Raw genomic sequence first — 26938 nt, 5'->3', positions numbered from 1 at the left:
AATCCAAATAGCACCTCATTTTTGGGATTTTCTTGCTCTATATTTCATTGCCCATGGTATTAATCTAGGAAACAGCATCATTACTGTTGCTCGCAACCTATCTTGTTTACCTACAGGTGCATGAAATGCGGCTAATGCTTTAGCATGCACTACATGTTTACATTTCCTGTAATTGTCTGGATATTCTTTTTCAGCACCAGCTAAAGTCATCACATCATAAACATCAGAATAGGTACGCCAGTATGCATAATCCCATGCTTTACGCAATTCCTTAGAATTTCTTGGGTCTTGATCTAAATGTTCCTTCATCAAGTCAATAGCCTTTAACCCGTTAACCCATTTATCCATAGAAAATTTAGTGGTTGCACTAGTAGGATTATCCCGACGATAAAAATAAATTTTTTTATTGGATTCAACTACTTTCCCTGCCTTCATAAACGAGTCAAAATTAAAGTTAAATCCCTCACCAATATACAACTCCGTATTGAATTTTATTTTATTCTTCTTCAAAAATGAACTGGAAAACATTTTGCTGTAAACGCCTATTGGAATTTGGTAAGAAAGGATTCCAACAGCTGCATCTGTTCCTGAGACAATGCGTTCGGTTACTTTGTCTACTTGTTTCCCATCAAATGTACCAAACATACGAGTTGTTAGCGAGATATCAGCATTATTTTTTACGATTAAGTCAAGCAAGTATTCCACATATTCTGGAGTCAGCTTGTCATCGGCATCTGCGAAGCAAATATACTCACCAGTTGCTAATGCAATCCCAACATTTCTGGTATCACTTACTCCGGTATTTTTCTTATGATGAACCTTAATTCGTTTATCTTTGGATTGGTACTGGTCTAATATCTCAGATGTGCCATCAGTGGATCCATCATCTACAATAATGATTTCTATATTTTTATATGTTTGTTTGATTGCCGAATCCAAACACATAGAAATAAAATCCACGTCATTATATGCCGGAATTACCAATGATACCAATTTGGTTGCGTTGCTCATATATCAAATTCCTTCTCGATCCAAAATCTTTTCGTACGCTTTTTCTAAAAGCTCAACATCGTTTTTTACGTAATAATGCATAATTTCCTTCTGATGATTTTCGTAAAAAGAATTTCTGTCTTCAGGCCTAATGTCCAATAATTTTTGAGCCCAGTGCGCAGGCGTATCTTTTAGTGAACAGAATTCCAAATTATCAGAAAGCTTAACTTCCTCAGTGATAACATCCGATACCAAACATTTTAATCCTGTTATCTGACCTTCTATTAGAGTAACAGGCAGCCCTTCAAATCTAGATGGAAATAAAAATGAGTCCATTGCCATATACAGATCTGAAGGTTTGTTTGTTTCTCCATACAGTATAACTTTATCAGCTGCCGGACTTTCTTTAACCTTCTCCTTAAAATCCTCATAATCAGGGCCATCTCCAACCAAGAGCAATTTACTATCTGGCCTCTTATTCACTACTTCTTCAAAAACCTTTAGAATAAACTCATGGTTTTTTTGGTAGTTAAATCTACCTATATGGCCTACAATGTACTCTTGACTTAATCCCAAATCCTTTCGCACCTTTTCTCTAACTAGCTGATCGAATTTGAAATTTTCTACTTCAACACCATTTGGAATTACAACAAACTTTTTGTTTCCAAAAAGCCATTGTCCTGCTTTTTTTCCACAAGCAAAACCATCAGTATATGACATATTGAAAACTGGCTTCATAAGTTTATGAATTTTCATACTTGTGCTTGTCGTATTATGGCTGTGAGCTATTCGGATTTTAATTCCAGCAATTTTAGCTAAAAATAATTCTAAGCCAATAGACGCATTACTGCCATGGACATGAGCTATATCATATTTTCCTTTGCGAAACGCCTTAAGTAGTCCTAGATAAAAACCTTTTGAATCTTTTTTTCGATGAGGAAGTATTACTACCTTTATCCCCTTTTCATTGCAGATTCTCTGATACTTTGGTGCTACACTTTCACCAACAATAATCGTAATCTTAAAGCGATTTAAATCTAGGTATTGAACGTAGTTCATGATAACTGAACTAATCCCATTAAGTTCGAGGTTTGTTGCAACCATTGCCACGCTTACTACGCTCTTTTTTTTAGAACTATGCATCCATTTGTTCCTTCAAGTATTCTCTAGTTTTTACTCGTTCACTTTTTATGATATTATCAGTCTCTACATAATCAATGGGCTCTTTTAGTGTTGAGCCCAATGTGTTCAAGTTCAAAAGCTTTCTACTATTTAGGTGTAATCTGTCAAGCAAATCAGTTAATTTTTCACTATTACCATATCCACTACTTCTTACCACACTAGCAAACTGTCTATGAGTAATAATGCTCATAATTGTACCATGGAATGTATCAGTCACAACACACTTAGCATGCTCAAAATAAGCAATGACTGTAAACGGGTCGCAATCAATAAATTTATCACAACAATCCTGAACGCCACCAATACAGTAAACTTTCAAGTTATTTGCATCTGCATACGCCCGTATTTTCTGACATTCCGAAGCTGAAAATCTGCCAGAATAGCCATACAAAAGCATATAATCATTCTTTTCGTTTACTTTGCTAGGTATCTTACCACTGTGTTTGAAATCATACATCAAAACAGGATCCAAATTAATTTGCGGTTTTTGTCCTATCAGCTTTTCAACAGTATTTGAACTGTTATTATCTCTAACTGAAATTGAATCGAAAGACTTCAACCAACCCGCTACTTTATCAGCAACACCATACTTTTCCAATTTTTGATAATTGGTATTTCCAAAAGATGCTGCATATGAAATGATTCTATTTGCATTAGAATCTTGTCCAAATAGTTCTGGTGAAAATCCAACATTAGCATTACTTTGCACGCAGTTGAAGACTTCATCGCTTCCTATTATCAATAGATCAAGCTTAGGACTATAATTCATTTCCTCAGAAATTCCAAGGTACGGGTAATAGTTCTTAGCATAATTCTTCTTATACCAAATGAAACGAATCTTTTCTGACAAAGGTGCCTTACCATGAAACGCCTCTAATGCCTTTGAAAGCTTACGCTTAAAGCCTCTTCCACCATCAACAGGAATTAATGTTTTCCCGGGGTGATAATCAACAAATTGAACTTCTGCACCTAATTCCTCCATAATGCTTTTTAACCCATATGCTTGCAAAAAAGAGCCATAGTTCTTAATTCGTTGCATTGAAAGGATTCCTACTCTCATACTATTTTTCCCCCATTAGTTGATCCACAATCTTCTCTAGATTTGCATTGAATTTCTTATTATTGCTACTTTCACCGCTATTTTTAGTCTTAACAATATTATCGTAATTAGCAATTGTAGCAGCTAGATCAGCAATATCATAAATAGGAATGATGTTGTTCATTCTTTCAGCAATCAATTTGGTAAAGTCAACTTGGTGATTATTAACGTGTTCATTGAATTCCAACTGTCTTGGTACTACGATTGGTACTTTACCATACTGAAGAGCTTCAACAAAGCTAGATGGACCACCGTGAGTAATAACAATACGCGCATCTTTAAAAGCTTGCTGCATTTCATCAAAACTCATCATTTTGTGCATCTCACAGTGCTTGGCTTCATAAGTACTGAACCCGTACTGAATAACAACTTTTTCCTTAATTTCACCGCTTGCAACCAGTTCGTCCATCTTCTCAATTAGACGGTTAAAAGGCTGCTCGTGCGTTCCTACTGTAACAAAAATCATACAATCCTCTAGAAAATACTACCAAGGTTAATCGCTTTAGGGTAAACCTTCTTCATTTCTTCCCATTCAACAATAAACTTATCGGTAATCGGGTAGACAAGTTTCCCTGTTACAGTCGGCTTATCATAGCGGTCAAACACTTCAATGTAAACCAATTTTGCACCCATTAATTTCCCAATATAGAAGAACGGCGCCGCAACTGCAGCACCACTGGAAATGATTAGATCAGGTCTTTCTTTCCGAAGCACTTTTATTGCTAGAAAGGTATTCTTGATCAAATTCTTTAAATTACGGTTAGTAGGATAATAGCAGGGATAGAATTGCTCACCTTTAAGCTTGCTTCTAGCATCTTCTTTATCAAAAGTTACCCAGAAACGATCCTTGTTTTGCCAAAACGGCTTTAACATATACAAGTGTGTCAAGTGACCGCCACTTGATCCAACCAAACAAACTTTGATATTTTCTTTAGACATTGCTTGCTTCCTAATAAAAAAGCGAGGTTCTTTAATCCTCGCTAACTCTTACTCTTCATATATCCCGTTCGGGTGGAAGATAACACCGATTGTCTTAAAAATGATCCACAGATCAAAGAAGACGCCACTCCGGTTGATGTACTCAATATCGAGCTGCACCATATCCGCAAAATCAGCCGCATTCCGGCTAGTTGCTTGCCAAAGGCCACTGCATCCCGGCTTAACCAGCAATCTCTGTTTGTCATAGTCGGTATACTGGTCAACCTCATTTGGCAGAGGCGGCCGAGGCCCCACCAGTGACATATTCCCAATCAGCACATTCCAAAGCTGAGGCAGTTCATCCAAGCTGTGCGCTCTGATGAACTTGCCAATCTTAGTGATCCGCGGGTCGTCATGCATCTTAAACATGGCCCCTTCGACTTCATTTTGCTCCAACAGATCCTTCTTCAGCTTCTCAGCATTGACCACCATGGACCGAAACTTGTAAATCCGAAATGGTTTCTCATCTTTGCCAATTCGGATCTGTGAGTAAAAGACTGGTCCGCCGTCTTCGCCATGAATCTTGATCGCCAGCCACAGAAAAAGCGGCGACAACAGAATCAAAGCAACCGCAGAAGCCAGAAAGTCAAAGAGACGCTTGATCCCATGGTAGAGAGGACGGCCCTTGACTTTGGACTGCTTAACATATGCTGGACTACTGCTATATCCCATATCCATTTTTTCCTCTCCTTCATCCAAATTTCTACTTTAAAACAGTCCTAAGAATTTCTTCCGCTTCTTAGGCAATGGCTGCCAATTTAGGTAAACTGGATCGCCATTGATTACCGCTTGCGCATTGTCCAAGTACTTCTGCTTCTTTTCTTCACCAAATTCTTTCGCCAACTTGTCTAGCGCCTCACCCAATTGGTATTGCCGTCTTGGCAAGTCATGAGCATCGCTGGCAAAGAAGGCGCATTGTCCAGCCTTGATAAACTCCCGGCTGCAGTCTTCAATTTCTTTGCCAAACAAGCCGGTATATGAGCTGGCAGTGATCTGTACCAAAGCTCCCATTTCCAAGAATTCCTGCAATTTCTGCGGATTTGCCAGAATTTCTTTATTCCGTTCTGGGTGAACTATGATTGGCGTAATTCCTCTTCTGGTCAGTTCGTACACCATATTCTTGGTGTAATGTGGCACTTCATTGCTTGGCAATTCCAAGAGCATATAATGGCCATCTTCATCGCAAAAGAGGATGTCATCATTATCAAGGGCTTCAGTTAAGCCACCTGACAATCTGACCTCTTGTCCTGGAAAGACCGTCAGCGGAATACCCGCTTGGTCAATCCGGTCTTGAAACTCTTCCGTCAACTTGATCACATCTTGTTTATGGTTGGTGTAGCGGCCATTCAATGTGTGTGGAGTACACAAGGCGTGGGTTACGCCATCAGCAACCGCGGCTCTAGCGAGATTGAGCGAAACCTCCCAGGACTTCGAGCCATCGTCGATCCCTGGCAAGATGTGACAGTGTAAATCAACTACCGGCATGAGCTACTTCTTTCTGCCGAAGAGGCCCTTCTTCTCCTCTTCTTCACCGTAGCCATAGCCGTAACCGTATCCATAACCATATCCATAGCCGTCATCCCCATCGGCATCAACATCGTTCATAACATAACCCAAGATTGGTGAGTTAGTCAGCTTAAGCAACTCAACTGCCCGCTTAACCGCTGACTTCTGTGACTTAGCCTGCCGCACAACCAAGATCGTTCCGTCCAAAGAACTAGTCAGTTGCTGGGTTTCAGCCGCGTCCAAAATTGGCGCCAAGTCAAGCACAACCATGTCGTATTCTTGCTTCAGGTCTTCAATCAAATCCAACATGTGCTTGGAAGACAGAAGTTCTGAAGGGTTCGGCGGGATCGGACCTGCCGTCAAAATTGACAGATTCTCTACGCCACTTTCCCGAATCACACTGTTTGCGTCCATTTCCTTTGCCCGGCTAGTCAACAGAGTCGTCAAGCCGTTGCTATTGGATACATTGAAAGTGGAGTGCAAGGTTGGCCGGCGCAAGTCCGCGTCGATCAAGATCGTCTTCTTGCCAGCTTGTGCCATGGTAATAGCTACATTAGCGCTGACCGTTGACTTGCCGGCGCTGGCCATGGCTGAAGTAAAGGCAATCGTCTTTACTTCCTTGTCAACGTTCATGAAGTTGATGTTGGTCCGGATATTTCTGAACTGTTCAGAAATAACGCTTTGCGGGTTAGCCAGAGTAATCAGCTTGGCCCCGTTCTTCATCGTTTCGTTGTCTAAATGCTTCTTTCTACCGAATGCCATGCTAACCTCCTAAACCCGTCTTCTGGAACTGCCGCGCTTTTCAGCCGTATTAGCCGTAAAGGTCCAGTCCTTCGGCATCGTGATGCTTGAAATCTCACCCAAGTTGGTCAAACCAAGTTCGTTAGTCATAAATGAATCTTCCCGAACAGTCGTGTCTGACAAGTCCTTGATGATGATGATCAACAAGCTGATTACCAAACCGGCCAAAACACCAACCATAGTAATCATCTTTACCTTTGGGTATGACTTAGTCCCCTTAGAAGCTTCCGCAACGATAGTCACGTTGTTAACGTCCATGATCTTTGGAATCTGTTCTTTGAATTCCTTGGCAACCGCATTGGCAATTGCCTGTGACTTGGCTGGAGTTTCAGCCGTGGCTGACAAGGTGAAGACCTGAGAAGAAGTCGTAGTGGTTACTGAAACCGCACTGGACAATTCACTGGCTGAAACTGAGTAGCTCTTGCTTTCACGCTTGTAAACCGCTGGCTTGGCCTTAACAGCCTTCTTAACCAGGGTTCTAGTCCCATCATCATTGGTCTTGTAGACGGCCTTCTTGGCTGGAGTAGCCTTCTTAACCAGGGTTACTGGGTTGGCCAGGTACTTGGAGGCACCCTTTAAAATGACGTTACTAGTGATAATGTCCTTGTAAGTGGTAACGGCATTAACGTCAGCTTGTTGGTTGGCATAAGCCTGGTTGGCATCTGTTGACTTACGGTTGACCAGGAGCTGAGTGCTGGCTGTGTACTTTGGCACCAGAACATATTCTGAAACCCCATAAGCGATCAAGCCCAGACCAATCATCCAAATCAAGATGCTGATGATGTGCTTTCTGATTAAGATGAAGAGCCTGCGCAGGTCAATGGTTACTTCTTCATTATTCTGTTGTTCAGCGCTCACTAGTTGTCCTCCTTATAAACGTTGACATTCTTAATTCCTAAAGTCTGCCGGATGTTGTTGGAAATCCGCTGTCTTTCCTTAGTCGACATGATTTCAACTTCCATGTTGCCAAATCTTTGATTGTTGACGCTGCTGCTTGTCCCCTGTGCATAGTCCGACTTAATATTATCGGTTGCACCCCGGTAGTTCATCGCCAGGCTAATCATGTCGTTCATGCTGAGGTCAGTTTGCATGCTGTTGCCGAGGGACTTCATAAAGTCAGCGTTCAAGATGGTCTTGTAAGACACGCTCTTCTTCAAAGCTGCCATCATTACCAGCCGTTCCCGCTCCTGGCGACCATAGTCTTGCCGCGGATCACCGTGACGCAGCTGAACGAAGGCTAAAGCCTTTTGCCCAGAGATATGGTAGGTTTGCCCCTTCTTAAAGCTGTAGCCCATGTTGGTGAAGGTCAGAGGGGATACTACGTCCACCCCACCCAGCTTGGTGATGATCTTCATCGTGGACTTCCAGTTGACCAGGACGTAACCGTCAATTGGCACGCTGTAGTACTTGTCCAGGGTCTTGATGGTTTCCGTGACCCCGCCTAGGGAGTAGGCACTGTTCAGCTTGATTGGGGAAACCTCCGGATAGTCCGGCAGGTTGACCTTGGAGTCCCGGGCAATCGTGGTTACCCGCGTCTGCTTCTTGCTTGGGTTGACCGTAATAAACATCATCAAGTCAGTCAAACCGTGATATTTCTTCACGCTCCGGCCTTCAGCCCCGGTGTCAGTCCCCAGAATTAAGAGGTTGACTGGCTTCTTGGCATCCAAGATCTTGTCTAAGCTAGACCGGTTCTTGTTTGACTTGGTGTTCTTCGAGACCGGCGTGTACATCGTCGTCGCTGCATCCCTGGCATTCTTATAAGCATAACCAGCTACTAATAATATTGCAAGTAGCAGCACTCCAACAATCCCCGCGATCCAGCGGCCGATATGGCGCTTGCGGCGGCGGTGATGGTGGTGATGATGATGATGAACATGCTGTTGATCAGGTTCCGTCATAATACTCTTTTCTTACTCTCCTTACATTCCATACCCATTTTTTATCTCTATCTTTTCAAGAAATTAATTATTCTTGTAGGATAAGCTTCGCTACTAAACCAAGCACAATCCATGATATTGTCCTATTATACATCACATCTCGTTCACAAAAAAGGTCTAAACCGTTTCCAATCTATTTCCATGAATCAAATTTTCTTAACATTTATCTTGTTGATCAGTCTCTGCCTAAATTTAGGCAAATTCAGCGATTTTTCTTGTCAGCTTCTTTACAATAGATAGTAAATAGATGGACAAATTCTAAGTCTTGCAATATAGAAAGGAAGCTATAGATGATCGACAATCAAAATCATACAGTCAAGGCCTATTTGGCCGGAGTCAACCTTGACGATCCCAACTTTGACTACTCCATGACCGAACTGGCCAATTTAGCAGAGGCCAATAATTTCACCGTCGTTGGCTCTAGCCAGCAGAAGGCGGAAAACATCGTCGCCTCCAGCTACCTGGGCAAGGGCAAGGTGGCGGAAATCAAAGACCTGGCCCAGGGACTCGGGGCCTCCGTCCTCATCGTCAACGATGAACTGACCCCAGTCCAGATCCGCAACCTGGAACACATGACCAAACTCCGCGTCATCGACCGGACCGAACTAATCTTGGAAATTTTCTCTTCCCGGGCCCGAACCAAACAAGCCAAGCTGCAGGTCCAATTGGCGCGCCTGCAGTATGAACTGCCCCGCCTCCACCCTTCTGAGAACAGCCTCGACCAGCAACGCGGCAGCGGCGGTTCCACCGGCGGGGGCTTCGCCAACCGCGGGGCCGGGGAATCCAAACTGGAAATGAACCGGAGAACCATCGGCAAGCAGATCTCCGCTATCAAGCATGAATTAAAGGAAATCTCGGGCCAGGAGGAAATCAAGGCCGCCCGCCGCAACCAAAGCCACCTGCCTAAGGTTGCCCTGGTCGGCTACACCAACGCCGGCAAGTCCACCACCATGAATGGCCTGCTCAAGGCCTTCGGGGCTGGCAATGAAGACAAGCAGGTCATGGCCAAGGACATGCTCTTTGCGACCCTGGACACGTCGGTGCGCCGGATCGACCTGGACGGCTTCTCCTTTATCTTGTCCGACACAGTCGGCTTCGTCTCCAAGCTCCCTCACAAGCTGGTCGACTCCTTCAAAGCGACCCTGCAGGAAGCCAAAGACGCTGATCTCTTGATCAATGTCGTTGACGCCGCTGACCCGAACATGAACCAGATGATCAAGACTACCCTAGAAGTCTTAGACGAAATCGGGGTCAAGGACCTGCCAATGATCACCGCCTACAACAAGGCTGACCTGACAGACCGGAACTACCCGCAGATTGAAGGGGGCGACCTTCTTTACAGCGCGGTTAACCCAGCCTCAATCCAGGCCCTGGCCAAATTGATCACGACCCGCCTCTTCAGCAATTACCAGATCACTGACCTCCGCCTGCCACTGACAGCTGGTAAAGACCTAGCCTACCTGCACCAGCACTCCCGGGTCTTAAAGGAAGACTACCAAGCTGACGGAATCGAAGTTTCCGCCCGCCTGTCACCCCAAGACCGGGCCCGTTTTTCCGCTTACCAAATCTAGACCGCATAAAAAGCCAGACTCTATCTCTAGAGCCTGGCTTTCCTATTGCTAGAGGACTCTTCTTGCCCGACTAGGCCAGAAGTAGGTGGACAGGCTGGCTTGTACGACCCCTTGCTGGTCTCCAGCAGCGGTAACATACTTCCCGTCCCCCACGTAAATAGCTACATTGTATGGTTTGTTCTTGGAACCCCAAAAGAGCAGGTCCCCTTCCGCAAAGCCAGAACTTGGATCTACCGCGATCCCCTTCTTGACCTGGCTCTTGGTGCTGGAACCTGTGTTGACGCCAGCTGCCTGCTTGTAGACGTAAGCAACCAAACTGGCATTGTCAAAGGCATTTGGGCCCTTGGAACCCTTGACATAGGCCTTGCCGACCTGCTGCTTGGCTAAGGTTACGACTGCCTTAGCCCGGGCCTTAGACCCCATCGGAGCAGACCAAGAAGCTGCCAGACTGGCAGCACTGCGGGCCTTCTTGACCGTCTTTTTCTTGGTTTTGGCCTTGGTCTTCTTGACCTTCTTTGCCTTCACGGCCTTCTTGGCAGACTTGACCTGGTTAAAGTACTTGGCCATGACCCATTCCTTCTTGCCAATCCGGTACCACAGATTGCCCATGGAGTCAGTTGCCGTCTGGTAGACGAAATGGCTGCTGCCCTTCTTTAAATGAGTCGCAACATGCCGCCCCTTCTGGTAGTTGGTCCAGACGGTGACGTATTGCTTGCTGATAACTTTGATCCGCTTGCTGGCGGCCTGGGCCGGCTGCTTGACCGGCTTGACCCCTGTCGCTGAGATCCCTAAGAAAGTCAGCGCTGCAGCAGAAAATTTGATCATATTAGACTTCTTCATGCTCATTTCCTCCCTTACACCGCTAACTCTATTTTAACACGGAAACTAGAGAATCCGCCGGGCCGTTGACGGCCAGAAGTAACTGCTGATGGTTGCCAAGATGACCCCTTGCTGCTCATCAGCGGCGGAAACATATTGACCATTGCCCACGTAAATTGCAACGTGATATGGCGCTGCCACATCCCCCCAGAAGAGGAGGTCGCCTGGCTGCAGGCTGGCCGTTGATACCGGCACAGCCACGCCTTCATTAACCTGGGTATAAGTAGTCCGGGAAACGGTCTGCCCGATCGCGGTCTTGTAGACCCATTGGACTAAGCCGGAGCAGTCAAAGCTGGTCGGGCCAGTCGCACCCCAGACATAAGCCTTGCCGACTTGCGCCTTGGCTAAGGCTACCACGGCATTCTGCCGCCAAGATGAACCAACGGGTGCCTGAGAAGAAGCAGCTTGCGTCAATTGATTGGTGTTTAAGACCGGGTTGGAAGGAGTCTTGGATGCAGTCTGCTTGGTCGTCGTCAAGACAACCGTGTACTTGCTGGCAATCCACTTTTTATTTCCAACCTTCAGCCAGACCTTGTGCTTCTTGTCAGTAGCTGAGGCCTTGACCTGCTTGACCGTACCCTTCTTAAGGTACTTGTGGGTCTTCTTGCCCTTCTTGTAGTTGGTCCAAACCGGAGCCTTCTTGACTACCTGGACCTTGGAAAGGTGACCCTTAACTTGCGCGTTAGCTGGCTGGCCGCCTAGGCCCAGTCCCCCGAAAAAGAGCGCCGCCGCGCCCATGAATTTAATCCATCTTGCATTACCCATATTTTTTCCTCCAGCGGAAGCAAAATTTATACCTAATATTAATAATAAGCGCTTGCCCCCCTGGCCCGCAAGCCCCCTGATGATTACAAAATGATTACAAAAACGGGGAAGGCGCTGTCGCCCTCCCCGCTGGAAATATGCAAGTGTTGAATAATCGCTGTAGCTTGTCCTAGTGGAACAAAAAAGCCGTCGTAATGACGGCTAAATAAAAACCAAAAATTTTAAAATCGGCCGTCACCGGCTCAATTTTGGGTGTTCCAGCACAAGTTCATTCTACGCAGTTTGAGAGAAAATAGCAAGCAAAGTTGCTAGTTAATACTAGCCTTTTGCCAAACACACGTGCTATAATATTTCCGATTGAGCATAACGGTGGCGGCCTCTACGGAGGGAGTGATGCCCTTGATCTTTTCATCGGCTCCTTCCTATCATTACGGAAAGGAGCCACCGGTAATGGTTTATGCGATCGAAATCGTAAACGAGCTTACCGTGTTTCTGTTAGGCCTTGGCTGTCTATTTGAAGCCGGTGCTTTTGCGTCAGCGAAAGCTTGCAAGTTTATTGATAGCCTACGAGGACTGCGTGGAAAGTTTCACCGGAAGAAGCGCCGGAAGAACAAGAAGCGTAAGAATCAAAAAAGCCGTCGTAACGACGACTAATTTCTTAATTTAACTAAATTGAAAATTGGCCGTCACCGGCTCGATCAATGAAAGGATGGGTGTTCCCGCACTCGTCCTTTTTCTATTGCCTATTTTACGCAGTTTAGCGGAAAAATGCAAGCAAAGTTGCCGGCAAACAAAAAACCGTCGTAACGACGGCTAATTCAAACGTGTAAACTTTTAAATTGGCCGTCACCGGCTCAATCAACGAAAGGATGGGTGTTCCCGCACTCGTCCTTTTTCTATTGCCTATTTTACGCAGTTTAGTGGAAAAATGCAAGCAAAGTTGCTGGCAATCAAAAAAGCCGTCGTAACGACGACTAATCAAAAGATTTAAATAATTTTAAAATTGGCCGTCACCGGCTCAAGTTCATTCTACTTAGACTGAAGGAAAATAGCAAGATAAGAACACGGCTTAAATTACTCTCCGCGCGCTGGATGGGTAGAACGCACTGGAGCGGTTCGTGCTGACCTTGGACTTGATCACCCCAACCGTCGGGCTGGAGGCATGGACAAACTTGCCGCCGCCCACGTAAATCCCGACGTGGCTTGGAGCTGACTTGGAACCAAAGAAGAGCAAGTCACCCTTAGCCAACTTCTTGGTTGATACCGCCTTGCCGTAGTAGAGCTGGCTGACTGAGTAGTGCGGCAATGACAAGCCAGTTGCCTTCTTGTACACGTACATGGTCAAGCCTGAGCAGTCAAAACTGTAAGGGCCAGTTGCCCCCCAGACGTAAGCCTTGCCGACTTGCGCGTTTGCCAATGCAACTACCTTCTTTTGCTTAGCCGTCTTAGCCGCGGCTGCCTTAATTGAAGCGTACTTGCTAGTAGATACAGTGTTAGTGCCCAGAATCCACTTGTTGCTCTTGATCCGGTACCAGGTCCGCCCCTTGTACTGGGCTTGACCCGTGGCCGTAAACTTATAGCCGGACTTAACCTGGCCAACATTTTTCTTGCCGGCCCCGTAAGTATTCCAAGTGTTGATCTTGTTGCCCTTATTGTAAGCAACCAAGGTCTTCTTCACGATCGTAATATTGCTGTCCTGGCTGTCACTTGCCGCGTAGGCCGGCTGCGCCCCGCCCAGCCAAGCTGCCAATAACAAAAGCACTAAACTGAATTTCCGTTTCATCTTTCTTTTTCCGCTCCTAAATTGAATTCGCTTTTTCTAGTTTAAGCAAGTTGTGTTACAGAAAGGTTACAGAAAAAATACAGTTGTTTTTTAATCGCCAGGCAAAAGAAAAAGGACGCCAGCTGGCGTCCCATATAAAGGATATTTCTCGATTAAATCAAGCGCTTGGCGGTTGATGGCCAGAAGTAGTAGCTCAGGCTCTGCTTGATCACGCCCTGGCTTGGAGTAGCCGCGTGAACAAACTTGCCGCCGCCCACGTAAATCCCGACGTGGTATGGGGAAGACTTGGAACCCCAGAAAAGCAGGTCCCCCTTCTTCAAAGTTGCAGTAGAAACAGCAACCGTCTTGCCTTGGTGCACTTGCGTGTAAGTGGTCCGGGTAATGTACTTGCCCAGAGCGTGGCTGTAAACATAGCTGGTCAAGCCTGAGCAGTCAAAGCTGTAAGGACCAGTTGCGCCCCAAACGTAAGGCTTGCCTACTTGCGCCTTGGCCAAGGCAACAACCTTGTTTTCCTTAGCCTTCTTGCTCTTGGACAGCTTCTTAGCCGCCGCAGCCTTCTTAGCTGCCTTGGCAGCGGCCTTCTTAGCTGCGGCTGCCTTCTTGGCCCAAGCTTCAGGACTCAAAGTGTAAGAAGCCAGAACCCATTCGTTGTCAGCGATCTTGTACCAGGTTTGCTTCTTGTACTTGACTTCGCCGATTACCGTCAAAGTGGTCCCGTGCTTGAAGCTGATGCCAGTATCATTGGCCGCGCCGGTCTTGACCTTGTAATTCTTCCAGGCCTTAACGCTGTAGCCGGCCACGTAGTTGATCACTACTTGCTTGTTGACAGCCTTAACAGTAGCTGCCTGGGCTGCCGGAGCTTGGGCAGTAGCTGCTGCAGGAGCAACCAGGGCCAGGGCCAGTAAAACTTTGACTAATAAACTCTTGAACTTCAAAACTTTGATATCCTTTTCTATTCTGATTTTTTACGCAAGATCTATAATAGGTTACCAATGTTACAAGAATGTTACAAAAAGAATACTAGACTGTTAAAATTAAGCCCATTTTAAAAAGGCCAGCGATTTTTGCCTCGCTGACCTTCTTTTTTATCGTTGTTATCGTAATTTTAGCAGGTAATGGTAATTTAGATGACCCGCTTGGCGGTTGATGGCCAGAAGTAGGAGCTCAGGTACTGCTTGCGGACCCCTTGGCTTGGAGTAGCCGCGTGCACGTACTGGCCGCCGCCCACGTAAATCCCAACGTGGTATGGAGATGACTTGGAGCCCCAGAAGAGCAGGTCGCCCTTCTTCAGCTTGGCAGTTGAAACCTTAACGGTCTTGCCCTTCTTTACCTGGGTGTAAGTGGTCCGGGAAATGGACTTCTTGATCGCCTTCTTGAAAACGTACTGGGTCAAGCCTGAGCAGTCAAAGCTGTAAGGGCCGGTAGCGCCGTATACGTAGCGCTTGCCAACTTGCTTCTTGGCCAAGGAGACAACCTTGTTCCGCTTGGTCGTCACACTGGCTGCCTGGGCCTGGTGGCTGTTTGCCTGGATTGCGACAGGAACAACCAGGGCCAGGGCTAAGGTTAATTTTGCTAAGATCTGCTTAAACTGCTTCATTACGTTGTAACTCTCTTTCTCTTTTCTCGATGCTTATATCATAGCCGATGAGTGTTACAGGAAATTTACAGACCGTTTGCAGTTTCTTTAATAAGCCTTTGCAGTTTTTTAACATCCGGCAATTTTTCCGTAAAAAAAGGCCCTGGTCAAGAGCCAGAACCTTAATTTATTAAGCCCGCAGCTTCTCAGAAGCAGCTGAAGAGCTTTCAGGCGCGGCCACGACTTCATTGCGGGCATCAACTGCCCCCTCAGTGGCCATGTTGTGGAAATTGTTAAAGGACAAAGAGATCATGTCTTCCAGGGCTGGTTCAGTAAAGGAGCCCATGTGCGGAGTCAAAAGCACCCGCGGGTAAAGGTCCATCAAGGACTGAACTTCTGAGTCCGGCACGTCGCTTTCAGAGGCGAAGCTGTGGCCCATGATCTTCTTTTCATTGGAAACCACGTCAGCGCCGTAGCCAGACAGGTGGTTGCTGGAGACAGCAGCAGCGATGGCGGCTTCATCAGCCAGTTCTCCCCGGGCCGTGTTGACCAAAACCGCCCCTTCCTTCATCTTAGCGATGAATTCGGCGTTCATCAGCTTGTCGTTCTTGCCTGGGAAGTATGGCACGTGAACGGAAACGATGTCACAAGTTGCCAGCAGTTCGTCTTCTGTGACAAAAGTGCAGTATTGCTTGGCGAAGTCGGATGGGTATGGGTCATAGGCATAAACTTCAGCGCCCAGAGCCTGCCACATCTTGCCTTCTACTGCCCCGATCTTGCCGGCCCCGTAGATGCCAACCTTCAAACGGTTGAATTCCGTAGCGAAGTAGTCTGGGTGCATCCCAAAGTCCTGTTCATGGACATGATGGGCAGCTTCACCAACGTGTCTTGACAAAGTCAAACCCAGGGTAAAGGCCAGGTTGGCTACCGCATATGGGGAATAGTTTGGCACGCGGGCAACGGAGATCCCCAGGTCTTTAGCAGCTTCCAGGTCAAAGTGGTCCACGCCGACTGACCGGGTAAAGACCCAGGAGATCCCGTAGTCCTTGAACTGCTGCAGGTTGGTCCGGTCACAGAGGCAGTTGCCCCGGACCAGGACGGCGTCGCAGTCAGCAGCTTGCGTGACGTTTTCCCGGTTCAAGTATTCAGGAATGAGCTTCAAGTCGTAGTCGTACTTGTTCAGTTTTTCAAAATAGCTTCTTTCAAGCGGCCTAACGCCGTAACATGCAATTCTCATCTTGAATACCTTCTTTTCTAGGACTTCACTTTACTTGTTTCAATAATTGCCCCTATTTTATTTAATTCCTTTCTCATTTACAAGCCCTTAGCTTAACTTCTTAACTATTTAATTTTCTCCCGCCTCCCTAAGGCAGGTAAGGGCTGACAGACTTTGCTTTCCGTAAATTCTTCCCTTAAAAGTCCAACTTTTCTTTTTAATCTAGCAGAAAAAAGGCAAAGAAAAGCGCCCCTGAGGCGAGTGCCTCAAGGACGCTGATTTGGTCATTTTGAAGTTTGCTAATTAGATGATCCGCTTGGCAGTTGATGGCCAGAAGTAGGAGCTCAGGTACTGCTTGCGCACGCCCTGGCTTGGAGTAGCGGCGTGAACGTATTGGCCGTTGCCGATGTAGATACCTACGTGGTATGGGGAGGACTTGGAACCCCAGAAGAGCAGGTCGCCCTTTTGCAGGCTGGCAGTTGAAACGGCAACCGTCTTGCCTTGGCGAACCTGGGTGTAGGTGGTCCGGGTGATGTACTTGCCAATAGCGTGGCTGTAAACGTAACTAGTCAAGCCGGAGCAGTCAAAAGCGTTAGGACCGGTTGCCCCGTAAACGTAGCTCTTGCCGACTTCCTTCTTGGCCAGGGATACGACCTTGTTGCGCTTGGTGGTCTTAGAAGCAGCTTGCACGGTGCTGTTTTGAGTATTTGCAGTGTTGACTACAGCGAAACCGGCGAAGGCCAGGGATACGGCTGCTAAAACTTTGGCTAATGACTTCTTGAACTTCAAAATGATTTACTTCCTTTTCTTAACTTGATGTTTAACATCTTACAGGAGAAATATTTCAATTCTGTTTCAAAAAGGTCACGCCTTTTTTACAGTTTATGAAAAAAAGCTTAATCTTGCATTTTTTTGACCAAGGCAGCCAAGCTGGCATAGGTCGCTTCCAGGTCGTCGTTGACCAGGACATGGGCGCGATTTTCCAGGTCTGCCGGCAATTCATTCAATTCGCTGCCGGCCAGCCGCTTCTTGATCTGGTCACTTGAATCGCCTCTGTCAGCCATTCTTTTGGCCAAAGTATCCAGGCTGCAGGTCACATAAAGGAAGTAAACCTGGTCACCTAAGGCCTTTATGTAGGACCTGGCCCCCTCGATGTCCACGATCAAGCTGACCAGGTCGCTCTTTCCCCAGGCTCTTTCCAGCCCTTCTTTACTGGACCCATACTGGTAGTCCCCGTATTTGACATGTTCAAAAAAGTGCAGCTTGGCAAAAGAGGCATCGTCTTCAAAATAGTAAGCTGACTCGCTTTCCCCAGGCCGCCTTGGCCGGGTGGTGTGGGTAATCACCCGGGGGATCTGGTAGCGGTCAGCCAGGTATTCAGATATGGTTGTCTTGCCAGCCCCGCTGGGACCGGCGATCAAGATAATTTTTTTAGCCAAAAAGAGAGTCTCCTAACTTGAATTTTTTCGCTCTATACTATATCATAGCCTAGTTGAAATTTTAACCGTTTGAGAATTAAGGAGATTGCCATGAAGAAAGCCGATGTTGAATTAGGTGCCGTCGTTAACGCCAAGTCAGAAGAAGAACTGAAGAAGCAGTTCCAAGGCACGGTGGAAAAGATCTATGAAAACTCCGCCCTCCTGGCCATCACTTCCTTTGACGACGTTGACGCTACTGCCGTCAGCGACCTCAACTACAAGCTGGTCGTCAACTTCAAGAACATGAAGCCGGCCCGGTCAGCCAAGAAGGCCAAGGCCCTCTCCACCAACAACATTACCATCGAAAAGGTGGCCCCGACCATGAAGGCTGACGACAAAGATAAGGACAAAAAGGAAAAGAAGGCTCCGGCCAAGAAGAGCAAGTAAGAGAACTCCGCGGTTATCCCGCGGAGTTTTTTGTTAAGATAGTAGGGAAAGCGAGTTGACTATAAATGAAAGAAAAAACTAAAAGCCTGCTCTACTGGTTCATCATCCTCCAGCCTTTCCTGGATTTGGACTTCTTCTACCGGGGGAAATTGGCGACCATCCTGCCCTTCACCATCCCGACCATCATCCGGATCGCCGGAGTAGTCGTCCTGGTTGGCCTCCTTGTCTGGGGGCAAAAGAAATTGCCCCCGGCCTGGCTCTGGGCCTACCTGGCTATTCTGGTCCTCTATGGGATCTTCCACCTCTGGCACATGCAGAACTTTAAGAGCCTCAGCCCGAACGACTACGGCTACTCGAATTTCGGGGAGATTTTTTACCTCTTCAGAATGCTCCTGCCCCTGGCCTTGATCTGGGTGACCAAGAATCTGGAAATCAGCCAGGACTTCTTGTTAAAAGCCTTCGCCTGGGTCAGTGGCCTCTTCACCGGCACTATTGTCTTGAGTAACCTCTTCGTGATTTCCCTGAAGTCCTACGAAACCGGGGTGATCTCCGGCAACATCTTCACCTGGTTCATGGGGCCGCTTTACGGCTACTCCCACAGCGCCTCCAAGGGTTTCTTCTACTTTACCAACACCTTGAGCGCCATCCTCTTGATGCTGGCTCCGGTCGTCTTCTACCTGCTGCTTGAGCGCTTCTCCTGGAAGAGTGGCCTTTTGGCTCTCAGCCAGACTTTGGCCATGCTGGAAGTCGGCACGAAAGTCGCCCTCTACGGCTTAGCCGGGACCCTGACCGTCAGCTTGATCGCCTGGCTAATCCACCTGCTTTTCTTAAAAAACGTCAAGTTTTCAAAAGGCGGTCTGGTCACCCTCTTGGCCTTAGCCGGGATCACCGGGGTCTGCTGGCAGGTCTCCCCGGCTGTCCAGCGCTACAAGTACGAGATCTACTGGGCAAACAGCCATGACTCTAAGATCGACAAGGAAAACGCGATCTTAAAGGCGGGCCTGGCCAAGTACAAGAATGACCCGGACAAGCTGAAGGAGTTTGAGCAGGACTTTTTGGCCAAATATTACCAGAAGTACGCCTTAAACAAACGCTTCATCACTAAGTCCTACCCATATAAGTACGACCCGCAGTTCTGGATCGACTTGCTTAAAGAGCCGGCCAGCGTCCGTTTAGCCAACCGCAAGGTCGAAGAAGCCATGCTTAAGCAGGTGGTCAAGTACGACAACGATCCTTTGGACAAGTGGCTGGGGATCGGTTATATGCGGCAGACCAACATCTTCAACCTGGAGCGGGACTTTACGGCCCAGTACTACTCCTTAGGGATCATCGGCGCCTTTCTTTACCTAATCGCCTATCCAGCCATCATTCTTTACGGGGCCTTTGCCTGGCTGAAGGAAAAAGCCTGCCGGACCTTCTATTTAACCAGCCTGCTGATCGCTAGCGCGCTACTGCTGGGGGCCAGCTACATGTCCGGCAATGTCCTGGACTTCCCGACCTCTAACCTGCTTTTGGCCTTCCTCGACGGCGGAATTTTGTCCTACATCAAGGAAGAAAAAGGCCGAAGCACAGGACTCCGGATAGTCAGATTTGAGAAAAAGTAATAGCAAACCAAAATAAAAAATCGTCTTCTAACTTAGAAGGCGATTTTTGCTTTGTTTTCAATTCTTACTTGCTTTCCTTGTCAATAAAGGAACTGTCCGGGACCCGGATCAGGTAGAAGCGCTTGGCCTGGCGGCCAGCGTGCAGGCCGATCCCGTTAACCGCGGTGTTCTTGTACTTGGCCGTATAGATGGCCACGTAAGCCTGCTGGTAGCGGGAATCTTCCTTCTTCAGCTCCTTAGTGCTGAAAGGCAGAGCCGCCGCCGTTACGTTGATTGGATCCTTGCTATAGGAAACCGTAGCCAGGTGGCTGGGCACGGTGTACTTTTTCCCACTGACGTAAAAAATGTACTGCTGGTTCAAATCCCGGTTCTTGGTAGACTTGACCTTGACATAGTAGCTCTGGCTGGCGCTGGGCTGCAGGACCAGGGGCTGGTAGGTCACAGATGAAGTAATCCGGGAAGTATCCGTCAAGTTCGGGTCGTCAAAAAGGCTGATGGCCAAGAGCCAGCCGGCCAAAAGGCAGAAGCTGACGACTTCCAGCAGGCTGATCAGGGAGTTGCCCCATTCAAACTTGTGCTGGCGCTGGATAATCATCTTCAGCCGCCGGCGCCGGATATTTTGCACGATAAAGACCAGGTAAACGATGGCTCCCACCCAGAGGGCCACCCCCAGTACGTTCCAGCTCCACATAATTATGCCTCTTTCTTAGTCTCGGCCTTGGCTTCTTTGGCCGCTTCCTTGGCGGCTGCTTCGCCTTCCTTGACCTGCTTGATCTTTTCGCTCATGGCGTCAGCCAGGCGGTCAGCTGCTCCTTCAACGTCAGCCACTAATTCGTCGCCATCCATGAAGAGGTCGATTCTGAAGTGGGAAGCGTTCAGGTATTCGCTGGCCGTTTCAAAGTAAACCTTGACCGGCTGGGCTTCTTCTTCGTCAAAGAAGTTGATCAGCTTCTTGTAGTTGGCCAAAGGCAGGTTGATGATGTTGGTTTCCAGGGCAAAAGTGATGGGGTTCTTCCCTTCCAAAACCAGCTGGACCTGCATGAGCCGGTCCTTCTTCAAGGCCGTGGCCACTTCCTGGACCATGGTCAAGGCGTGTTCACGCAGCTTCTTTTTGCTCCGGGAGACTTCGGAATACTTGATGGTCTCCATGTCAGACAGGTAGGTCTGTTCTTCGATTGCTTTAGTTAAGTCTTTCAGGTTGATCTGCATTTTTTCTCTCACCGTCCATTTATGTCTGTATCTACATTAACTAAAAAAGTCCCCGGGTGCAAGCGAAAAAAAGAGCCGGCCAGGGGGCCGGTTCTCATTAGGATTAATAGGAAATGTAGGTTGTCACCAGCACTCGACTGATTTATAACCTCCGGGGCGGCAGAAACATGGGGAAAATACCGCCGCTCCGGGAAATAGAGCCCGCCGCGCGGCAGGTCCTCTATTACCATGCTATTTTACCATATCTGCCCGCATTAATCCTTTATCATGTGCGATTAACGCGAAAAAAAATCTAACTATACTTGAATTATTAAGGGCTTATTCTGGCCAGAAGAGATCGTTCAAAGTTTTGCCAAGAGCCTGGCAGATGGCAATGCAAAGGTTGACGGTCGGGTTGTAGTTGCCCTTCTCAATGGCGCTGATGGTCTGCCGGGAGACCCCGACGATATCAGCCAATTGCTGCTGGGAGAGGTCCTTTTCCGCCCGGGCCGCTTTAAGGCGTAAATTTTTCACGGCTAGGCCTCCTCATGGCGGTCAATCACGGCCTTGAGCAAGAGGCTGCCCACGATCGCCAGATAAGAGACCAGAACCACCGGGCCAACTGCCGCGTCAGTTGCCGCCCCATTCTTGAAGTAGACGATTCTGCCGCTAGTTATGTCGCCAATCTGGCTCATGAACTGGGAAAAGAAGATAAGGGTCCAGGCAGCCGCCAGGCTCAAGCGGCCCTTAACCGGGAAGGCATCCTGGAAGATGCAGTAGCAAGTCAGAACCGTCCCGCCCAGCATGACGGTCGTCAGGCTGGAGGCAAAAGGCGTGGCCAGGGGCCGGTTAAAATTGATGCAGGCCAGGCTGTAAAGGATATTGGCGACAAGCACCGTCCAGAAGGCGTATTTGTAGCCCCGCCCCCGGAGCAGGAGCTGGCGTTCGTCCAGCCGCTGGTGATTCTGCTGGTCTTTAACGGCAAAGAAGACAGCTAAACAGACGGTCAAAGCACAGATCAAGAAAAGTGTCATGATTTTTTCCTTTCATAAATCCTGATGTCAAATATACTTTACATTGATTATCAACTATGTCTGTCATAATGTCAACTATATTTGACATCATTTTTTGACAAGTTGGATAAATATGTTACACTTAGGATGTCAACAAATAAAGCGGTTACATTTTTTATCTATAGAAAGGTGATTGTCATGTTTGATTTCAAGGACTACGGACCGGATCCATGTGCTTTAGACTTAAAGCAGGCGGCCTTAGAGAATGAGAAGTATCGTGAAACTTTGTGGACAGGAGATCACTTCCAGGTAACCCTGATGTGCATCCCTGCCGGCGGCGGCGACATCGGCCTGGAGATCCACCACGACAACGACCAGTTCATCTACCTGGTCAGCGGGACCGGCCGGGTACAGCTGGGCAAGGAGAAGGACAACTTGACCGTGGACAAGATCGTTCACGCTGGTGAAGCTGTCTTCATTCCAGACAACACTTGGCACAACGTCACCAATGCCGGTGACGAGCCAATGAAGTGCTTCAGCTTGTACGCTCCGGTAAAGCACGCGCATGGCACGACCGAATCGACCAAGGCCGACGCGATCGCCCAAGAAGGGCCACTGGAAGGGTCTAACGAATAATTTTTAAGCACGTGAATCTTTCACGTGCTTTTTTGTTGGAATATGCTGATTTTTTTAATAAGGAGACTATAATTTGAAGTAGAAAATGGTTGTCGGGTATTTTTTATTAGGAGGAAGAAAATGAAGGCAATTAAACAGCTCTACCATGAGCACAAGATCATCACGCTGATTCTGACCTCGCCAATCTGGCTCTTTGTCCTCTTCTCCGTCTTGTTTACGGCCAACGAGATCTACAAGTCAACCCAAGAAGGCGTGGTAACTGAAGTTCTGAACAAAACCCTGCCCAAGCACGGCTATAGCGACATCTACTATTTAAACCAGGTCAAGGCCGACAGCCATTTCGGCATGGGGACCACTTATGTCAGCAGCTTCTCAACCAAGCGGACAGTTAAAAAGAACCAGGCCCTCTTCGCCAAATCCGGCAAGAAGATAGACAAGGGCGATGCCGACCTCCCCTACTACAAGGAAGTCACTGTCCGCCGGAGCGGGATAGGCTGGAAGGTCACTGTTTCTGACTCGATTGGACAAGAGGAAAGCAGTTATAGCGTAAAATGACAGCAAATAACAAAATGGAGCAAGGTTGGCCCTGCTCCATTTTTCGTCTGCTCATCTATTTAAATTGTTCCCAGTAAGCATCATCTGCTTTAACTATTGGGTCCTCCGGCAAAAGTCCCTGCCGGATCAACTTGTCCCTGGCAAACGCGTAGTCCAGGGATTCCTTTTGTTCTTTTTCTGAATCCATAAGGCATCCCTCCCCTGCTGCTATCCTACTTCATTTTTTACCCAAAACCAACAAAAAAGCCGCCAGAAGCGTACTTGCTTCTAGCGGCTTTCTTACTCAAGGCACTTGCCAAACGGCAAATGTGACTCCTTCTCGTTCACATCAAGGGTGTGTCAGCATCGACGCTTCCCGCGTCTGGCCAAAGGCCTGATGCCCTCTATCTCAAAAATACGCACCTTTGCGTTTTCCTCGACTCGTCGATATTTGATTATACGCTCTTTCCCAAACCTTGTAAAGCTACTTGCCCAGCTTCTCCCGCAGCTTGAGCCGCTTGATGTACTTGTTCCAGGCTTCTTGAAACAGGGTCGATAGCAAGAAGCCCAAAGCGATCGACACCGTCACGATAGCCACCCGCATCATCATCTGCTGGGCAGCGATATACTTGCCGTCAATGAGCCGCCTGACCACCATATAAGCCGGCGCTCCCGGCACCAGCGGCACCAGACCCGGTACACTGAACAGGGTGACGGGACACTTTTTCCACTTGGCCAAAACAACAGCGACCAAGCCCACGGCAAAAGCGCCCAGGGTGTTGGAAATCATCCGGCCACCTGACGCCTCCGTCACCAGCCAGTAGACCATCCAGCCCGCGCAGCCGCAGATCCCGCTCCAGTGAATCACCCGGTGGGGGATATTCACCGTCAAGGCAAAGCCGACCGTGGCAATGTATGAAAAGACCAAGTTGATCAAGACGTCCCAGATGTTGAAACTAACCTGCATCCCCAGCATGACTATGCTCCTAAAAATCTAATCATGATCCCGACGCCGCCGCCCAGGGCAATCGCCGTCATCGCCGCCTCACACATGCGCACGATCCCTGACACCCAGTCGCCCATGAAGAGGTCTCTCAAGGCGTTGGTCAAGGCCAGCCCTGGCACCAGAGTCATCAAGGCCCCGATCAAAATATTGTTCACGTTGCAGGCCGGGAAAATCCGGCTGATGATAATAGTGAGCAGGCCCATCTCCATGGCCGCGATCAGTTCAGCCAAAAAGCGGACCTTGGTGTGACGTTTAAGCCAGGAGTCCATTAAATAGCCGCTGGCCCCGATCAGGCCGGCAACCGGGAAATCGGCCCAGTCATAGACATCCAAAAAGAGGACCATCAAGGTGGCACTCAAGATCCCGGCCCCAATGACCTGCAGCCATAAAGGGAAAGTCGGGGTCTGCTCCTCGACTTCCCGCAGCTTTTCTTCCAGCTGCGCCAGGTCAATCCGCTTGTCGGCAAATTCCCGGGAGAACTCATTGACCCGGTCAACCAGTTCCAGGTTGATGGCCCGCTTCTTGACCGATTCCAGTTCCGTCACCGTGCTGCATTCCCCATCATCCAGGCTGACGAAGATCCCGGTTGGCATGGCAAAAACGTTGACCTCCTTGATGCCGGCGTTGATGGCGATCCTGCGCATGGTGTCCTCCACCCGGTACATTTCGCTACCGCCGGCCAGCATGAGGCGGCCAGCCTTCAAACAAGTATGAACGACTCTTTTCATGTACGCGTCTGTGCTCATTTTTTTCACCGCGAGCCTGCCTAAAGGCAGCTAAATCAATTATTCATGGCTTCAATATCGACGACCTTGTCGACCCAGTCACCTCTGAAGAAGTCCCGTTCGTGACTGACGACGATGACCCCGCCTGGGAAGTTGACGATGGCCTTTCTAAGGCTGTCCTTAGTTTCATTGTCCAGGTGGTTGGTCGGTTCGTCAAGGAAAAGCAGGTTGGCCGGCTCAAACTGCATCTTAGCCAGCTTCACCTTTTCCTGCTCGCCCCCGGACAGTTCCTTTAAGGGGCTCATGACCAATTGGGCTGTCAGTCCCATCCGGGCTAAAGCCTGGCGGAGTTCCTTGGGCTTCTTCTGGTCAAATTCACTCTCTAAGTACTGCAGAGGTGTCATATTCTGGTTGGGCCAGGTCAAATCCTGCTTAAAGTAGGCCAATTTAGCCGTGGCCGACAGGTCAAAGCCCCCATAGATAGGCGAAATCTGCCCCAAAAGGGTCTTAAGCAGGGTAGTCTTGCCGATCCCGTTAAAACCGGTGATGGCCACCTTTTCCCCATTGCCTACGGAGAAGTTGAAGGCTTCCTTAACCAAAGCCTGGTCATAGCCGATCACCAGGTCCTGCGTTTGCAAAAGCAAGTTGGAGGCTGTTTCAACGTATGGGAAGTCAAATTTAGCCTTCTTGCCGTTTTGCGGAGGCGTCAAAATTTCCATCCTGTCCAGCTGCTTTTGCCGGGACCGGGCGCTTTTGGCCCGGGTGCCGGCCTTGTTTTTTCTGATATAGGCTTCAGTCTTGGCAATCTGCCGCTGCTGGTTGGCATAGGCCTTCAGGTAGGTCTGCCGGTTGGCTTCCTTTTGCCGCATGGCCTGCTTTAATGTCCCGGTATAGCGGGTAATGGTCCCGAAGTCGATGTCGATAATACAGTTGGTGATCCGGCCCAAAAAGTCATAGTCGTGGCTGACGACGATAAAAGCACCGGTAAAATCATTCAGGTAGTCGACCAGCCAGTCGATGTGGCCGACGTCTAAGTAGTTGGTTGGTTCGTCCAGGACCAAGACCTGGGGCTGCTCTAAGAGGAGCTTGGCCAGGATCAGCTTGGACCGCTGGCCCCCGGAAAGCTTGGAGACGTCCCGGTCAAAGCCCAGTTCGGCCAGGCCCAAGCCACTGGCCACCCGGTCGATTTCAGTGTCCAGGTCGTAGAAGTTGTTTTCTTCCAGGTAGGTCTGCAAACGGCCTGCTTTGGTCAACAGGGCCTCATCGCCGCTTTCGCTGTAGTCGATGTAGAGCTGGTTCAACCGGGCTTCATCTTGGTAGAGCTGGTCAAAGGCAGTTTTTAAAAAGTCCCGCATGGTCAGGCCGGGCGTCAGTTTGGCGTACTGGTCCAGGTAGCCGACGGAGAGCTTGTTTTGCCACTTGACGCTCCCTTCATCGGGGAGGATTTCCCCGGTCAGGATTTTGATCAAGGTGGACTTGCCGACCCCATTTTGGCCGGTGACCCCCATGTGGTCTTCCTTGTTTAAAACAAAATTGGCGTCTTCATAGAGGGTCTTTTCCGCAAAGCCCTGGGTCAAGCCGCTGACGGTCAGTAAACTCAAAATTTTTTCCTTTCTTACAGGTGGAAGTCTTCCGCCTGCTTGCGCTCACGGTCGTACTTCTGCAAGGTCTTGAGGATCCGCGGCCAAAGATAGCGCGGAGCGGTCAAGTGCAGGTGGTCGTCAGCCACCCGGAAGTAGCTGGGACTGAGCTTGGTCAAGCCGGAGAGGAATTCCTCATCCAGGTGGTACTTGTCAGAGATCCGCTGGATTTCGGCAATGGCGTATTCGGTGTAAGACGAGCTCACGAAGACCAGGATGGCGCCGATGATGCCCCAGACCAGGGACTGGGTATTGGTCAAGGCGAAAGAGTGCCGGCAGATGTAGAACATGGCGATGAAAGTCATTACGCCGGCGATTCCGCCATAGATGTATGGATAGTAGCGTTTTTTCACGAAAATCCCTCCTAATTCTATCAACTATCTTAACGTATTTTGCCCCCTGGTTAGTAGGAAAATTATTGCTGAAAAGGAAAAAATAAGAGGG

The 26938-nt window shown here is 48.3% G+C and carries 33 protein-coding genes; 6 read left to right on the top strand and 27 right to left on the bottom strand.

Features of this window, described 5'->3' with window-relative positions; all coding sequences use genetic code 11:
• Nucleotides 1-15 precede the first annotated feature (15 nt).
• From ACYVUV_RS00550 to ACYVUV_RS00505, 10 genes are all read right to left on the bottom strand, one after another.
• Nucleotides 16-1011 carry a glycosyltransferase family 2 protein gene (locus tag ACYVUV_RS00550; RefSeq protein WP_439774959.1) on the bottom strand — a complete coding sequence of 332 codons (996 nt, stop codon included), beginning with the start codon at nt 1009-1011 and terminating at the stop codon, nt 16-18.
• 3 nt (nt 1012-1014) lie between these two features.
• Nucleotides 1015-2094 carry a glycosyltransferase family 1 protein gene (locus ACYVUV_RS00545; RefSeq protein WP_439774967.1) on the bottom strand — a complete coding sequence of 360 codons (1080 nt, stop codon included), beginning with the start codon at nt 2092-2094 and terminating at the stop codon, nt 1015-1017.
• A 31-nt stretch (nt 2095-2125) separates the two neighbouring features.
• The gene (locus ACYVUV_RS00540) at nt 2126-3211 is read right to left on the bottom strand and encodes a polysaccharide pyruvyl transferase family protein (RefSeq protein WP_484498885.1); all 1086 of its coding nucleotides are present in this window, start codon (nt 3209-3211) and stop codon (nt 2126-2128) included.
• A 22-nt stretch (nt 3212-3233) separates the two neighbouring features.
• Entirely contained in the window at nt 3234-3737 is a 504-nt protein-coding gene (locus ACYVUV_RS00535) for a glycosyltransferase (protein ID WP_439774957.1), read from the bottom strand.
• 8 nt (nt 3738-3745) lie between these two features.
• The gene (gene pssD, locus ACYVUV_RS00530) at nt 3746-4195 is read right to left on the bottom strand and encodes a PssD/Cps14F family polysaccharide biosynthesis glycosyltransferase (RefSeq protein ID WP_439774966.1); all 450 of its coding nucleotides are present in this window, start codon (nt 4193-4195) and stop codon (nt 3746-3748) included.
• Between the two features lie 63 nt (nt 4196-4258).
• Nucleotides 4259-4927 (bottom strand): sugar transferase, encoded by a 669-nt coding sequence (locus tag ACYVUV_RS00525; protein WP_439774956.1) that lies wholly within the window; start codon nt 4925-4927, stop codon nt 4259-4261.
• Nucleotides 4928-4957: 30 nt separating this feature from the next.
• A complete protein-coding gene (locus ACYVUV_RS00520; RefSeq protein ID WP_484498884.1) occupies nt 4958-5734 on the bottom strand; it encodes a tyrosine-protein phosphatase in 777 nt (258 codons plus the stop codon).
• Between the two features lie 3 nt (nt 5735-5737).
• Entirely contained in the window at nt 5738-6517 is a 780-nt protein-coding gene (locus ACYVUV_RS00515; protein WP_439774954.1) for a CpsD/CapB family tyrosine-protein kinase, read from the bottom strand.
• Nucleotides 6518-6526: 9 nt separating this feature from the next.
• Nucleotides 6527-7414, bottom strand: a complete 888-nt coding sequence (locus tag ACYVUV_RS00510) for a YveK family protein (RefSeq protein WP_439774953.1) — start codon at nt 7412-7414, stop codon at nt 6527-6529.
• Nucleotides 7414-8454: an LCP family protein gene (locus tag ACYVUV_RS00505; RefSeq protein WP_484498883.1), complete on the bottom strand. Its 1041-nt coding sequence runs from the start codon at nt 8452-8454 to the stop codon at nt 7414-7416. The genes ACYVUV_RS00510 and ACYVUV_RS00505 overlap by 1 nt, the downstream gene beginning before the upstream one ends.
• Nucleotides 8455-8783: 329 nt before the next feature.
• On the opposite strand from ACYVUV_RS00505, the gene hflX reads away from it, so the two are divergent.
• Nucleotides 8784-10064 (top strand): GTPase HflX, encoded by a 1281-nt coding sequence (gene hflX, locus ACYVUV_RS00500; RefSeq protein ID WP_439774951.1) that lies wholly within the window; start codon nt 8784-8786, stop codon nt 10062-10064.
• Between the two features lie 48 nt (nt 10065-10112).
• Here hflX and ACYVUV_RS00495 read toward each other — a convergent pair whose 3' ends face one another.
• Both ACYVUV_RS00495 and ACYVUV_RS00490 read right to left on the bottom strand, forming a co-directional pair.
• Nucleotides 10113-10904 (bottom strand): C40 family peptidase, encoded by a 792-nt coding sequence (locus tag ACYVUV_RS00495; protein ID WP_439774950.1) that lies wholly within the window; start codon nt 10902-10904, stop codon nt 10113-10115.
• Nucleotides 10905-10949: 45 nt separating this feature from the next.
• The gene (locus ACYVUV_RS00490; RefSeq protein WP_439774949.1) at nt 10950-11708 is read right to left on the bottom strand and encodes a C40 family peptidase; all 759 of its coding nucleotides are present in this window, start codon (nt 11706-11708) and stop codon (nt 10950-10952) included.
• A gap of 450 nt (nt 11709-12158) precedes the next feature.
• Here ACYVUV_RS00490 and ACYVUV_RS00485 point away from each other — a divergent pair, with 450 nt between their 5' ends.
• The gene (locus ACYVUV_RS00485; RefSeq protein WP_439774948.1) at nt 12159-12362 is read left to right on the top strand and encodes a hypothetical protein; all 204 of its coding nucleotides are present in this window, start codon (nt 12159-12161) and stop codon (nt 12360-12362) included.
• A 415-nt stretch (nt 12363-12777) separates the two neighbouring features.
• Here the strand turns inward: ACYVUV_RS00485 and ACYVUV_RS00480 are convergent, their stop codons facing one another.
• The 6 genes from ACYVUV_RS00480 to ACYVUV_RS00455 all read right to left on the bottom strand — a co-directional run bounded on the left by ACYVUV_RS00480 (nt 12778) and on the right by ACYVUV_RS00455 (nt 17722).
• Entirely contained in the window at nt 12778-13491 is a 714-nt protein-coding gene (locus ACYVUV_RS00480; RefSeq protein WP_484498882.1) for a C40 family peptidase, read from the bottom strand.
• A 152-nt stretch (nt 13492-13643) separates the two neighbouring features.
• Nucleotides 13644-14426, bottom strand: a complete 783-nt coding sequence (locus ACYVUV_RS00475) for a C40 family peptidase (RefSeq protein WP_439774946.1) — start codon at nt 14424-14426, stop codon at nt 13644-13646.
• Nucleotides 14427-14614: 188 nt separating this feature from the next.
• Nucleotides 14615-15088, bottom strand: coding sequence for a C40 family peptidase (locus tag ACYVUV_RS00470; protein WP_439774945.1), 474 nt, complete (start codon nt 15086-15088; stop codon nt 14615-14617).
• 169 nt (nt 15089-15257) lie between these two features.
• On the bottom strand, nt 15258-16304 hold the full coding sequence (locus ACYVUV_RS00465; protein WP_484498881.1) for a 2-hydroxyacid dehydrogenase: 1047 nt from the start codon (nt 16302-16304) through the stop codon (nt 15258-15260).
• 282 nt (nt 16305-16586) lie between these two features.
• Nucleotides 16587-17072 (bottom strand): C40 family peptidase, encoded by a 486-nt coding sequence (locus ACYVUV_RS00460; RefSeq protein WP_484498880.1) that lies wholly within the window; start codon nt 17070-17072, stop codon nt 16587-16589.
• A gap of 107 nt (nt 17073-17179) precedes the next feature.
• Complete coding sequence (locus ACYVUV_RS00455; protein WP_484498879.1) at nt 17180-17722, bottom strand: guanylate kinase; 543 nt, start codon at nt 17720-17722, stop codon at nt 17180-17182.
• A 90-nt stretch (nt 17723-17812) separates the two neighbouring features.
• Between ACYVUV_RS00455 and ACYVUV_RS00450 the strand changes: the two genes are divergently transcribed.
• Nucleotides 17813-18148, top strand: a complete 336-nt coding sequence (locus tag ACYVUV_RS00450) for a hypothetical protein (RefSeq protein WP_439774941.1) — start codon at nt 17813-17815, stop codon at nt 18146-18148.
• 65 nt (nt 18149-18213) lie between these two features.
• Nucleotides 18214-19752, top strand: coding sequence for an O-antigen ligase family protein (locus ACYVUV_RS00445; protein ID WP_484498878.1), 1539 nt, complete (start codon nt 18214-18216; stop codon nt 19750-19752).
• A gap of 64 nt (nt 19753-19816) precedes the next feature.
• Here ACYVUV_RS00445 and ACYVUV_RS00440 read toward each other — a convergent pair whose 3' ends face one another.
• From ACYVUV_RS00440 to ACYVUV_RS00425, 4 genes are all read right to left on the bottom strand, one after another.
• Nucleotides 19817-20443, bottom strand: coding sequence for an LVIS_2131 family protein (locus tag ACYVUV_RS00440; RefSeq protein ID WP_484498877.1), 627 nt, complete (start codon nt 20441-20443; stop codon nt 19817-19819).
• 2 nt (nt 20444-20445) lie between these two features.
• On the bottom strand, nt 20446-20961 hold the full coding sequence (locus ACYVUV_RS00435; protein ID WP_271027621.1) for a hypothetical protein: 516 nt from the start codon (nt 20959-20961) through the stop codon (nt 20446-20448).
• A 318-nt stretch (nt 20962-21279) separates the two neighbouring features.
• On the bottom strand, nt 21280-21474 hold the full coding sequence (locus ACYVUV_RS00430) for a helix-turn-helix transcriptional regulator (RefSeq protein WP_439774937.1): 195 nt from the start codon (nt 21472-21474) through the stop codon (nt 21280-21282).
• 2 nt (nt 21475-21476) lie between these two features.
• Entirely contained in the window at nt 21477-21974 is a 498-nt protein-coding gene (locus ACYVUV_RS00425) for a hypothetical protein (protein ID WP_484498876.1), read from the bottom strand.
• Nucleotides 21975-22151: 177 nt separating this feature from the next.
• On the opposite strand from ACYVUV_RS00425, the gene ACYVUV_RS00420 reads away from it, so the two are divergent.
• Nucleotides 22152-22589, top strand: coding sequence for a cupin domain-containing protein (locus ACYVUV_RS00420; protein ID WP_439774935.1), 438 nt, complete (start codon nt 22152-22154; stop codon nt 22587-22589).
• A 120-nt stretch (nt 22590-22709) separates the two neighbouring features.
• Nucleotides 22710-23144, top strand: coding sequence for a hypothetical protein (locus tag ACYVUV_RS00415; protein WP_484498875.1), 435 nt, complete (start codon nt 22710-22712; stop codon nt 23142-23144).
• A 55-nt stretch (nt 23145-23199) separates the two neighbouring features.
• On the opposite strand, the gene ACYVUV_RS00410 is transcribed toward ACYVUV_RS00415, so the two are convergent.
• From ACYVUV_RS00410 to ACYVUV_RS00390, 5 genes are all read right to left on the bottom strand, one after another.
• The gene (locus ACYVUV_RS00410) at nt 23200-23331 is read right to left on the bottom strand and encodes a prevent-host-death family antitoxin (RefSeq protein WP_484498874.1); all 132 of its coding nucleotides are present in this window, start codon (nt 23329-23331) and stop codon (nt 23200-23202) included.
• A 276-nt stretch (nt 23332-23607) separates the two neighbouring features.
• Entirely contained in the window at nt 23608-24099 is a 492-nt protein-coding gene (locus ACYVUV_RS00405; RefSeq protein ID WP_439774932.1) for a threonine/serine exporter family protein, read from the bottom strand.
• Between the two features lie 2 nt (nt 24100-24101).
• On the bottom strand, nt 24102-24857 hold the full coding sequence (locus tag ACYVUV_RS00400; RefSeq protein ID WP_439774965.1) for a threonine/serine exporter family protein: 756 nt from the start codon (nt 24855-24857) through the stop codon (nt 24102-24104).
• 53 nt (nt 24858-24910) lie between these two features.
• Nucleotides 24911-26455, bottom strand: a complete 1545-nt coding sequence (locus ACYVUV_RS00395) for an ABC-F family ATP-binding cassette domain-containing protein (protein WP_484498873.1) — start codon at nt 26453-26455, stop codon at nt 24911-24913.
• Between the two features lie 14 nt (nt 26456-26469).
• Complete coding sequence (locus tag ACYVUV_RS00390; RefSeq protein ID WP_296227260.1) at nt 26470-26847, bottom strand: hypothetical protein; 378 nt, start codon at nt 26845-26847, stop codon at nt 26470-26472.
• Between the last annotated feature and the right edge of the window lie 91 nt (nt 26848-26938).

It is taken from the genome of Lactobacillus sp. WILCCON 0149 (assembly GCF_057197965.1).
This window is presented reverse-complemented; position numbering and strand designations above follow the sequence as displayed.